This window comes from Nostoc sp. DedQUE05 (genome assembly GCF_034530955.1).
Taxonomy (GTDB): Bacteria; Cyanobacteriota; Cyanobacteriia; order Cyanobacteriales; family Nostocaceae; genus Nostoc.
Genome location: NZ_JAVRCB010000086.1, coordinates 1 through 11,465, shown reverse-complemented (window position 1 = coordinate 11,465; position 11,465 = coordinate 1). Strand labels below are relative to the sequence as shown.

At 38.8% G+C, this 11,465-nt stretch carries 9 protein-coding genes, 1 rRNA gene and 2 pseudogenes; 3 read left to right on the top strand and 9 right to left on the bottom strand.

The window, feature by feature from the left end; genetic code table 11:
• Positions 1-76 precede the first annotated feature (76 nt).
• On the top strand, positions 77-2,878 hold the full coding sequence (locus RMZ42_RS34310; protein ID WP_322675629.1) for a filamentous hemagglutinin N-terminal domain-containing protein: 2,802 nt from the start codon (positions 77-79) through the stop codon (positions 2,876-2,878).
• Positions 2,879-3,538: 660 nt separating this feature from the next.
• A complete protein-coding gene (locus RMZ42_RS34305; RefSeq protein WP_322675628.1) occupies positions 3,539-3,886 on the top strand; it encodes a hypothetical protein in 348 nt (115 codons plus the stop codon).
• Positions 3,887-3,999: 113 nt separating this feature from the next.
• Here the strand turns inward: RMZ42_RS34305 and RMZ42_RS34300 are convergent, their stop codons facing one another.
• Both RMZ42_RS34300 and RMZ42_RS34295 read right to left on the bottom strand, forming a co-directional pair.
• Positions 4,000-4,404, bottom strand: coding sequence for a Bpu10I family restriction endonuclease (locus RMZ42_RS34300; RefSeq protein ID WP_322675627.1), 405 nt, complete (start codon positions 4,402-4,404; stop codon positions 4,000-4,002).
• 385 nt (positions 4,405-4,789) lie between these two features.
• Positions 4,790-5,356, bottom strand: a complete 567-nt coding sequence (locus RMZ42_RS34295; RefSeq protein WP_322675626.1) for a hypothetical protein — start codon at positions 5,354-5,356, stop codon at positions 4,790-4,792.
• Between the two features lie 172 nt (positions 5,357-5,528).
• Between RMZ42_RS34295 and RMZ42_RS34290 the strand changes: the two are divergent.
• Positions 5,529-5,687: pseudogene (locus tag RMZ42_RS34290) on the top strand (Uma2 family endonuclease); the annotation flags it as partial.
• 79 nt (positions 5,688-5,766) lie between these two features.
• Here RMZ42_RS34290 and RMZ42_RS34285 read toward each other — a convergent pair.
• The 7 genes and pseudogenes from RMZ42_RS34285 to rrf all read right to left on the bottom strand — a co-directional run bounded on the left by RMZ42_RS34285 (position 5,767) and on the right by rrf (position 11,247).
• Complete coding sequence (locus RMZ42_RS34285; RefSeq protein ID WP_322675625.1) at positions 5,767-6,513, bottom strand: creatininase family protein; 747 nt, start codon at positions 6,511-6,513, stop codon at positions 5,767-5,769.
• A 374-nt stretch (positions 6,514-6,887) separates the two neighbouring features.
• A pseudogene (locus RMZ42_RS34280) lies at positions 6,888-7,161 on the bottom strand (cupin domain-containing protein).
• 21 nt (positions 7,162-7,182) lie between these two features.
• Complete coding sequence (locus RMZ42_RS34275) at positions 7,183-7,542, bottom strand: Mo-dependent nitrogenase C-terminal domain-containing protein (protein WP_322675624.1); 360 nt, start codon at positions 7,540-7,542, stop codon at positions 7,183-7,185.
• Positions 7,543-8,225: 683 nt separating this feature from the next.
• Positions 8,226-9,686, bottom strand: a complete 1,461-nt coding sequence (locus tag RMZ42_RS34270; RefSeq protein ID WP_322675623.1) for a protein kinase domain-containing protein — start codon at positions 9,684-9,686, stop codon at positions 8,226-8,228.
• Positions 9,687-9,734: 48 nt separating this feature from the next.
• Entirely contained in the window at positions 9,735-10,283 is a 549-nt protein-coding gene (locus RMZ42_RS34265) for a GIY-YIG nuclease family protein (RefSeq protein WP_322675622.1), read from the bottom strand.
• 75 nt (positions 10,284-10,358) lie between these two features.
• On the bottom strand, positions 10,359-10,685 hold the full coding sequence (locus tag RMZ42_RS34260; RefSeq protein WP_322675621.1) for a hypothetical protein: 327 nt from the start codon (positions 10,683-10,685) through the stop codon (positions 10,359-10,361).
• 444 nt (positions 10,686-11,129) lie between these two features.
• Positions 11,130-11,247 (bottom strand): 5S ribosomal RNA (gene rrf / locus RMZ42_RS34255).
• Positions 11,248-11,465: the final 218 nt, after the last annotated feature.

The following is an 11,465-nucleotide window of genomic DNA, read 5'->3' as shown; positions in this document are numbered from 1 at the left end:
TATAGAGAAATACCCGTGTTTCCATGATTCATCCCGCATTTATGCAACGCCAAATAATCTATATGAATAGCACCCAATGACGAGCAACTACGGATTAAACAAGTGTTTGCAGTTTGGATTGGCAGGGTTGCTGGGCTGCTTGAGTTTCAGTATTTTCACTAGCGAAACCCAGGCACAGCAAAGTAATATTGTACCTGATAACACGCTTGGGGCTGAGTCCTCTCAAGTTATTGGCAACTATCAAGGACAACCGATTGAAGCAATTACAGGTGGTGCAATTCGCCAAATCAATCTTTTTCACAGCTTTGGAGAATTTAATATCAGTGAGGGACGTGGGGCTTATTTTGTCACTCCTAGCGCAGATATTCAAAATATTCTGGCACGAGTGACAGGTAAGAACCCTTCAGAAATTTTGGGAAAACTGGGAACATCCGGTAATTCTAGTCCAAATTTATTTTTGATAAATCCTAATGGGATTGTGTTTGGGAAAAATGCCAGTTTAGATGTGCAGGGTTCATTTGTGGGGACAACTGCAAATGGTGTGCAGTTTGGTAATCAAGGGGTTTTTAGTGCGACAAATCCCCAAGCAACGCCATTGTTGACTATTAATCCTTCGGTATTGCTGTTTAATCAAATTCAAGTAAGTGGGGGAATTATTAATCAATCCCAAGCACCCGCAGGTACTAATCTCATTGGTGAAGATGTTACGGGTTTGCGAGTTGCTGATGGTAAAAGTTTGCTGCTTGCTGGTGGAAATATCAATCTTGATGGTGGGAATATTCGCGCTTATGGGGGGAATATTGAGTTAGCAGGTTTGGCTGCACCAGGAAATGTAGGATTAAATATTGCGGGTGATAATCTGGGTTTAGTTATCCCTGAGAATGTGGAACGCGCTGATGTTTCGCTGAGTAATGGCGCAGAAGTTAATGTTCGCGGTGACAATGGCGGGAATATCAAAATTCAAGCTCGAAATGTAAATTTAGCTGGGGAAAGTAAATTAAGAGCGGGAATAGATACAGGTTTAGGTACTCTAAATAGTAAAAGTGGAGATATTACTATTAATGCCACCGCAGAGACAACGTTAACAGATAAAAGCTTCATTCGTAATCTAGTGCAAGAAAGAGCATTTGGTAATGCTGGCGATATCAATATTGTGACTGGAATATTGACGTTAAGCAGTGGACTGATCGATGCTGGCATTTTGGGACAAGGCAATGCAGGAAATATAAATATCAATGCTCAAGGTGCTGTTACTATTACAAGTCAAAAAGATAATTTAAATAGTGGAATTGTTAGCACTGTATCTACAGAAGCAATAGGTAATGCTGGTAATATCAACATCAAATCTAGCTCTTTCACACTAAGTAACGAAGCTTCCCTTGGTACTTTTATTTTAGGACAGGGTAATGCTGGTAATATATCGATTCAAACATCAGATGCGGTTGAACTTACGAGGGGCTTTATATTAAGCGGCATTGGAACTGGGGGTGTGGGTAATGGTGGTGAAATTAACATTACTGCGGGTTCGCTTTCTTTGACAGATAGCTCGGAGATTCAATCGAGGGTTGAAGGTAATGATGATCCGCAACCAGGAGGACGAGGAAATGCAGGTAATGTAAATATTAAGATCCAAGGTAATATCAGTTTTCGTAACTCAAGACCAGGGGAAAGTAATGGAATTTATTCCGACGTAGATAAGGGTGCAATTGGTAATGGCGGGAACGTTACTATTAATACTAATTCCTTGGAAATAAATGATGGTTCGGAAATTCAAGGTAGCACTAGAGGAAAAGGTAATTCTGGAAATATCATCATCAATGCTCGTAATTATATTTCCTTAGATGGTAATAACAGCGATCTTTTTAGCCGGATTAGTAATAATGTGCAACAGACTGCTGAAGGTAACGCAGGCAATATTCAAATCACAACAGGTACACTAAAAGCTATCAATGGAGCATTTATTAGTAGCAGTACCAATGGGAAAGGAAACGCTGGGAATATCAGCATTAATGCTTTTGATAACATAACCTTTGATACTAATAGTTTTAGTATCAGTGGTGTCGGCAATCAGGGGGTAGGTGACGGAGGAAACATTCAAGTTACAACTGGATCGCTTTTGGTTACTAATGGTGGTACTATATCTAGCTTTACTGCTGGAGTCGGAAATGCCGGAAATATCACTATTAATGCCCGTGATAATGTGACTTTTTCAGGTTTTGGAGGCATAGTACAATCGAGTGGAGGCATAGTACAATCGAACAGTGAAGTATCAACTTATGGTGTTACTAACGCGATAGGTAAAGCTGGTGATATTCGCATCACTGCAAGTAATTTACTACTAAAAGATGGTGGGCAACTAAATGCTGACAACGACGGAGAAGGAAGTGGAGGTAATATCTTTCTTAATGTTGGCAATACTATTAATTTTGATGGAATTGGCGGTAAAGGTTTACCTAGTGGTCTTTATACAACAGCATACAATGGTAATGCCGGAAATATTCAAATTGAAACAGGAGCGTTATCTTTAACAAATGGTGGAAGTATATTTTCTCCCTTTCTCGAAGGAAAAGGTAATGGTGGAAATATCATCATTAATGCTCGTGATACCGTCATAATTGATGGTGTCTCAAAGGGTGTAACTTTGAGTGGTGGCGAAATTGTTGATTTCAATAGCGGTTTATTTAGTTCTTTGCTGAGTGGTGAAGGTAAAGCAGGTGACATTAAAATTACAACAGGGTCAATAAGCTTTTACTATTGCGTCGCGGTGGCGGAATTTCGACCACCGCAGGTACAGCGCAATCCGGTGGCGATAGTGGTAACATCAATATCAATTCAAGATTTATTGTCGCTATCCCTAAAGAAGACACCGACATCATAGCCAATGCTTTCACAGGAACTGGTGGAAACGTCGAAATTAAATTGCAAGGTATCTTCGGTATCGAAGCACGTCCAAAGCCAACCGAGAAAAGTGATATTACTGCAAGTTCTGAACAAGGTGTTGCAGGTGTAATCAACATTAACGCACCTGATACTAGTTCTATCAAAAATAGCTTCACCGAATTACCCCCAGTCATTGATACCAATGCACTCATCGCCAATAGTTGCATTTCACGCGGCACCAAGCGACAAGAAAACTCTTTTACTATTACAGGGTCTGGTGCTTTGAGTCCTAATCGTCCTGGTGTTTCGGTTTCTACCTACACAACTGGAGAGGTCAGAGGTGTAGAAACTACATCCCGTCCCTGGAAAAAAGGCGATCCGATTATCGAACCGACTGGTCTATATCGGCTGAATAATGGGCAGTTACTATTGAGTCGAGAATGTTCTAATTAATGTTATAGATTTAGATGCCAGTTAACAATTCAAAATTCAAAATTAAAGACTTTAAGGTACAAAAAAGTTAACTGTTTGCTTCCTATATTGATTTTTATTAAAAAAACTAAAATTTAATTCAGAAGGCAAAAAAACTCATATTGAAAAATTGGGATAGGTGGGGTTTTGCCGTGCATTTTTTGCGGTTGGAGAATGTTTAAAAAGTATGAACACTTCACCTCGACCGCCAACACCAATCAATTCCCCCTCTTACCCAACAGAATTTCAACAAGTCATTCTCAAAAAAAGTCAAAACTTTGTTGGTCGTGCTTTCGTCTTTACCGCAATATATAATTTTATTCAGTCTCACGATCGCGGTTACTTTACCATCATTGGCGCACCCAGTAGCGGCAAAAGTGCCATCCTCGCCAAATACGTCACCGAAAATCCCCAAGTTCTCTATTGGTTCTTGGCAACTTTTGGTGATCTAGGTTGGGGTAAGGCAGAAGGCAGAGGGCAGAAGGCAGAAGTCGGAAGGGTAGAAGTAATAAATTCAAGCTTTGAGTTTGTTTAAGCTAGCAACTAATATACTTTGCATTTCCTCGACCTCATTCAATAGGGGAGTGAAGTTGTAGTTACCGCTATTCCAGCGACTGAGGAGGTAATCTTGATAAGGGTTGAGAAGGCTCAGACCTTGGTCGCTACGTTCGCAACGTTCGATAAAAGTTGAGCTAGGCAAATAATTAAATACCGTAGTTTTAGCAAGAAAGGCAGAAGGCAGAGGGCAGGAGGCAGCAGGAATACGGGAGCAACGCGAAAAAGTGAGATCATCACGTCATGATCTTTCTTTTCAATACGTGCATACGGTCGCTTAAGCATCTCAGAGTATTTTGGCGGCACAAAAAAAATATCTTTGAACGTATGTGATTTGCCGATGAGAGCATTTTCTCCAAAGTCTCTGACTAAATTTTTAAACAGATAATAGAGAAATTCCTCCAACACGCTAGAGTGAAGGTTCGATCGAGAATCAAACTTCTCAGCATAATGCTGCTGGTCTAAAAAGTTCTTATATTTTGATATAAGTTCTACCAATCAACTGATTCTGAATCAGACCTGAAGTGTATTTAAAATCGGAGAATATAAAGAATTGTTGGGAGGAATCAATCGTTATGACTGTGATAGTTGCTAAGTGGACAATTGACGAATATCAGCGGATGATTGGCGCTGGCATTTTGAGCGATCGCGTTTTATAGGTATTGCTATTGACCTGGATATTGCCAAGCAAAACCTATTTGTTTGGCCGACTCAAGCAGCAGAGGTTTTTATTTTCTCAACAGAGGCTACTTAACACTTCGCTATGAGGAATAAGTGATAGGATAGGTTGGGTTGAAGAGGTTTGCCCTGAACTGAATTGTGGGATGTCTCCAGATAAAGTGAGGAGGTTTACATTGCATTGCTTTTCTCTTGTAAAAATTGCTTAATTCATCACGTAAAAACAGAAAATTTCTGTTATTTTGCCTTTTTCAACAGTAAAATTTAAACCTCCAGGGCTGGGTTTTTCAACTATATAATTTAAATTAGTAACTTTACCATCTTGGGAAATTTCAGTTTTTCCATAGGTTCTAATCACTTTTGATTGTTTGTCACCTACTTTTACTCCATCTATGGTGGAATATTTAGAACGATTTGCTTTGATTTGATAAACGGTAAAATTACCTGGTTTAGCACCTTCATCTAAATCAACTGTGATGCCTGCATATTTCAGAGTACGAACTTTACCAATAGCAGCTAGAAAGCCATTTTCTACTTTTACAGGTTTACCTAAAATTTTTCTGACTTGTGCTTCGGACATAGAAAGTTTTACGCCACCTATTCCTAGACGTTCAATAGTTATTCCTGTTGATTGATTGTTAGGATTCTGAGAAATTTGATAATTAGTGGTGGTAGCAGTTACTTGACTATGGGTGTAGCTAGTCAAGGGAATAACAAAAGTAGCGATGCCTACGGCGGACTGCGCCAACACTAACGAAATTTCTCTTAACATAATTGCATACTCGACTATTTTATAGTTACCAAGCTGTTATCTCAGCCTGTGCAGTATTATCACATGCTGTCTGGCATATCTTTATCTTCAATCAATCGACTTATTCTGAATTACACCTGAAGTACCTTTAAAATGGAAAAATATTAAGAATTATTGGGAGGAATCAATCGTCATGAGTGTGATAGTTGCTAAGTGGACGATTGACGAATATCACCGCATGATTGACGGTGGCATTTTGAGCGATCGCAAAGTTGAACTACTCAATGGAGAAATTGTCGAAATCTTCGCAGAAGGAGAACCTCACGCTTATAGTAGTGGCGAAGCTGGTGACTTGTCTAATAATCATTCTCAAGATATTTGATGCAGAGACACGATTTTACTCGCATCTCTACAATGTCTTTTCATGAGTTTTATTCTGCGTTCACAAATTCCAAATATCCATTGCTAAGTTCTTTAACTGCCAAATCATAAAATTGCTTACCATGTTCTGGCGTTGCTAAAGCCGGATTTGATCCCATACGTCCATCTGGATAACGCACTCGAAAGTCAGTAGCGCTATAAATTCGATGTCCGCTTGCTACTTCTGGTGAAAGGGGTGCTTGCTTAATCGCTTCTGGATAAACATACTGGGTGAGGGCTACTTCGCTTGGCGTTGCATGAGAACCTTCTCGATCCCCATATAATTCTTTAGCTAGCTTATATACAGAACCGCACATAAACCAGTTTGCCACTTGACATTGCACCTGTTGAGCATTGGCAATCTGCAAATCTTCTAAATGAGCGTAAGTTTCTGAAAAAGCCGCTTTCAGGGTAGCAATGTTCCCACCGTGTCCGTTAATAAAGTAGAACTTGCTAAAACCAGCTTTGGCTAAACAAGTTACATAATCTCGCACTACTTGAATTAAAGTGCTGGGACGCAGACTGATTGAGCCAGGAAAGGCAGTATGGTGTAGTGCCATCCCCACATTGATTGTAGGCCCCACGATCGCTTGGGTTGCATCACCCACACCAACTGCAATCGCTTCTGCACAAATAGCATCAGTACCAATTAACCCTGTTGGCCCGTGTTGTTCTGTAGAACCAATAGGGAAAATAATCCCCTTTGACTGCTGTAAATAAGCTTCGACTTCTTGCCAAGTACTTAAATGCAGTAACATTGTTAATGATTTTCCTCAATAAAATTGCGGTGGGATCAAACATTTTGCTGCTAAACTCCCACTAATACGATTATGAACTCTCTGGATTTTCTCTGCTGGCGATCGCACAAAATCCCCAACAACTTTTGCGAAGTCGGGGATCTTTGTTTACTGCCAAATTTGGCGAGAATTAGACGATCTATTTCTACGAATATTTTTTAGGTAATGGAGTCGCAACGAGTTTTGACAGAGATAGATATAAACAATTTGCCGATTCTGCCATTTTATCCTACAATACTCGTCGGTAAGCTTCCATAATAGAAATCAAAATTGATTTATGAAATCTTGCTTTTCTGGATAATCAAGAAAAAAAATCGCTCAATTTTGATTTTTTACTACTCGAAGTAATAATGCTTTTTTACGTTACTTGTAATTTCCCATGTACAGGACATACCAGCGGGAAAAATTACTAAATCGCCTTTACCCATTTGCACTGGTTTTCTGCCATCAGGAGTAACAAGTACGTCACCTTCCAAAAAATAGCAAGTTTCTTGATAATCATAATTCCAAGGAAATTTGGAGACTTCCTTTTTCAAAATTTCCCATTTAAATACACCTCATCCATTGAGATATTCAAGTCTTAAGTTGCTGCTCAATTTTAATTTCCATATTAGTTATTTCTCGTTATATTCAGCAGTAAGATTGAATATCTTCTCCACACTGATCTACTAAATAACACAAAGCGCGAAAACGCAAGTAGACAAGTTCGTTATAAAGCGGATTCAGTTTACACATTGGCGGAATGTGTCCTATTTTGCGACCAAAAAGCATGACATCACGCTCAAATGGACACTGGGCGGGAATTAATTTAGCAATAAATTTAGCTAATTTCCGATTCTGAATCTCAATTTTGTCGAGCCATTGACGTAATGGTTGCAGTAAATCTAATTTTGGTTGAGCAAATTGCTTTTTACTAGCTGTTTGATTTTTTTCTTCTAAAGGTTTAATGAAAGCAGGCAGAAAAATACGTTGATTCTGTGTTTTAAGCATAGTTTTAGGCAAGGTTAACCGTCGTGAATATGAACTATTTGCCGATTGAAAATCTTGTCATGTAATATGTTTAGTCAATTTGCACTTTGCTTGTAGATTAAAAAGCAAAGTAAGCATAATGCAAACAATTTACATGCATCTTTGGGAAGAGAAATGGTTTAACTAATTGTTATTTAAGCCCACCAAATCATGAAGAACTGTCCCGTTAAATACAAAATAACAAAGAAAATATAAAAATGGCATTTCTTTAACTTATGGATTTCTAATCTGAAAAATAGCAATTTTATATATTAAATATAAATGCCTGGTTCGGAAACTGACTAGTATCTAAAGATGTAGTTTATGGCACACAAACACAGTTTGGTTCTGACCCCACATACATTTCGGTAGGATTAGCCCCTAATATCTTTCGATTTTAGGCTATTGAATATCCTTCATTTTGTCTGATATGCTACACCAGCTAACCTAAATATTATCTAATAAGTAATGATAAATTGATTGATAAGCGAAAATTAATATAAGATATTATACAAGCATGCACACTCTTGTACTGAACAATTCTCAAGTTTTTATAATCCACTTTGTCCAACTACTCACAGTGAGATTTAGCCGTTAGCACAGCCTTTGTAGAAAAGTATTGGCTATTCTCCTCAGTCCTCACTCCCTGATGATGAAAAACTTAATTATTTAAAATATCTTAACCCGGTATTAACCTGATATTTGTTGATATATTCTACATTCTGTTGCTCTAATTTTGTCAGCAATTTAACTGGAAATGTCTTTGGTGAATATATAGGACGATACCAAAGTTGGTTATTAAAGTAATTTTGCAATTCAATATTCTCAAAACGGCGACCATGACTGGCAAAAATCGAATTTCGCATAATATCGAGTTCAAAACCGCTTTTACCATCCAAATCTGCATCAGTTACAAGTCTTTGAGAAAGCCAGAAATAATTGTTGAGAGTCGTGCTATCAACAGGTGGTATTGATGTAGTTGAGGAAGATGATTGAGTTGGAACAGATGGGGTCGTTGGTGTGAATGTGGGAGTTTCTATCACTGGACTTGTAATATTTGACGGTGTTTCTGAAGGTAATACCGTTTTGTCTGCTGTATGTTGAGAAGATTTGGATAACACTTGACTAATAATCACAGATGCACCAATTAACCCACCTGCAATCAAACTGCCTATGAGAATATTATTCTGACTATGACTACTTTGAGGGCTAGGCTGTGGTTTGACAGGTGCTGTCTGAGGTGGCGGTGCAGAGACTACAGTTGGTTGAGTTAACAGGGGTTGCGTCGGTGGAATTGGATTTGCTATGCTCTGCAAAGAATCCAGCATTGCTCTAGCTGTGGGATAGCGATCGCGTGGATGATAAGCGATCGCTGTATCGACCACTCCTGCCATAATTGGGCTAATATGACTAGCATACTGTCGCCAGACAATTTCACCCGTCTGGGAATCCGTTTCTAGTTGTTGTGCCTGTTTACCAGTCAGCAAATAAATTACCGTCATTCCTAAACTGTATAAATCACTAGAAAAAACTGGTCTACCTGCTGCTTGTTCGCTGGGCATATAGCCAGGTGTACCAATCACAATCGAACTGGTAGGATTTCCTTGAGAATTCACCACTGTTCCCATTGACTCCCGCACAGCACCAAAATCAATCAGCACTGGTTTACCATCCCGATGACGCACAATAATGTTATCCGGTTTAATATCGCGGTGAACGATATACTTAGAGTGAACGTAATCCAGGACAGGTAATAAATTCATAAACAATTCCTGGACAGCGCCTTCACTAAATAGCCCCTGCTTCTGAACTTTTGCAGTTAAGGTATCGCCTTCAACCCATTCTTGAACTAAGTAAAATTGTCCACCAGAAGAGAAGTAGGCATATAATGCCGGAATTTGGTCATTTGTGCCACCGAGTTCTTCTAAAATAGCTGCTTCGCGTTGAAACCTCTCTTGTACTAACTGGTAAATTTGGGGATTGTTGTGAATCGGTCTTAACTGTTTAACCACACAATGGCGCTTTGAAGGCATATAGGTGTCTTCAGCTAGATAGGTTTCACCAAACCCACCAGCACCCAGTGTGCGGATAACTTGATAGCGATCGTTCAACAGCTGTATTGTCATGGGAGATTACAAGCGATATTCATAAGATAGTTTTCCCCAAAACTACCTTCATTTCAAATCTAGTAAACCTTCTTCTTTCAATTTAGGATTGAAGCGAATTTGCATTTGCAAACCGCGCACTTCTAACAATTGCGTTGAAATTTCTGCTTCTATTCTGCGTGCCACATTTTTAAGAACTTTTATTTGTGCTAATTCATCATTAGCTGGATCTTCATATTTTGCCTGTTCTTCAGCTGTCATTGCAACTTTGACATCAATAGGATGAGTCCATTTTTCCTTTTGATCCCCATTACCCCAAGGCACACTGCCATTTTCAGCAATCCAAGCATTTTCAGTATTTTCTAAAATTGCGCGACTAGGACGTTCAATAGTTTGAACTTTAACCCAATAACATTGCTGTGGCTGACGGACTAAATGCTGCTTGAGGCTAAGAAAAACATCACGGGAATATCCTACAAATTGCAGCACTTTTTTTTGGTCAAAGATAGCATATACCCCAATTTTACCCTGAAATTGTTCGGGTAATTGGCCGCGATCGTCAATGTAGGGAATGTATTCTAAAGTTGCCAAAGAAGAAAGATTTGTTTCAGAAGCCATATATCAAATATCAAACTTATTATTTGCCTTCAGAATTGAAAATTGCCAATTAGGAAAAAATTATCTTTAAAATTATTAATTACTCAACTTTTGGTAAATTGCACAAAGGCGGCTGGGTTTAAAAATCTTGGCACTGAACATGAAATTGGGTGGTACATTGACGATGATATACTCATCAGATTCATGATATTTTTCAAATTCTGCTGGCATTCCTTTAGTGGTAGTTAAGCTGTAAGGAACTGGCTGGAAGAGTAATTCTGTAAATTTAAGTTGCTTACACCCCAACTGTTGGCAAATTTGGTTTAAGAAAGCAACGCTTGTCAATAAATTGAATAGAGTTTCTTGAGCTTGTGCTTCAAGAGTAAAACTGCCATCAAAGTTCTGAACGATTTTAAGGGGCATTTTTTTATTAATAGATTTGATTTTTGAAAACAATACCAAGGCCCGAAATAAAGCTTCTAATGGGGAGCCATCAGCTATCCAAATATGTTCAAATTATAATATTTTTGTTGAGCAAAAATTGCTGGAGTTAATAAAGCCTTTAAGTGTGACGCGATCGCTTCATTATCTATAGTAGGAGTCTAATGTCGTTGTGCGTAGTAGGTTGGGTTGAGGAACGAAACCCAAAATTTTATCCTTGTTGATATTGGGTTTCACTGCCGTACTCTTACTCTTAAGCAAGTTCCAACCTAACCTGCATTGATAGATTTTATTACAAGTAATCACCCGAACATGATAAAACCTATATGGGATAAATACTGGCAAGTCCAAACTTGAAGATTGCTTATCTAAACAAAAAACCCGCAAGCTCAGATCTGAGCTTGCGGGTTTTTGTTAAATTATGGTTCCTGGCATCGAGCTATTTTTGCGTAGGGCAACCCCTAAACTATCGTTGCCGCAGCAGCGTTTCACCTCTGAGTTCGGGAAGGGTTCAGTGTGGTTCCACCGCGCAATAGACACCAGGAAAATTTGTAATTACCAATTCGTAATTCGTAATTCGTAATTAAAGAATTAGAAATGACGAATTTAACAGTAACCCTGAAGACTGCACAGTAACGCCAAACCAAATGTTTTCATAACTAGCAAGCCGTAATTACGAATTACGAATTACGAACTACGAATTATGTTGTGAGGTCAAGCCCTCGGTCTGTTAGCACGGCTCGGCTACATACATTGCTGCAC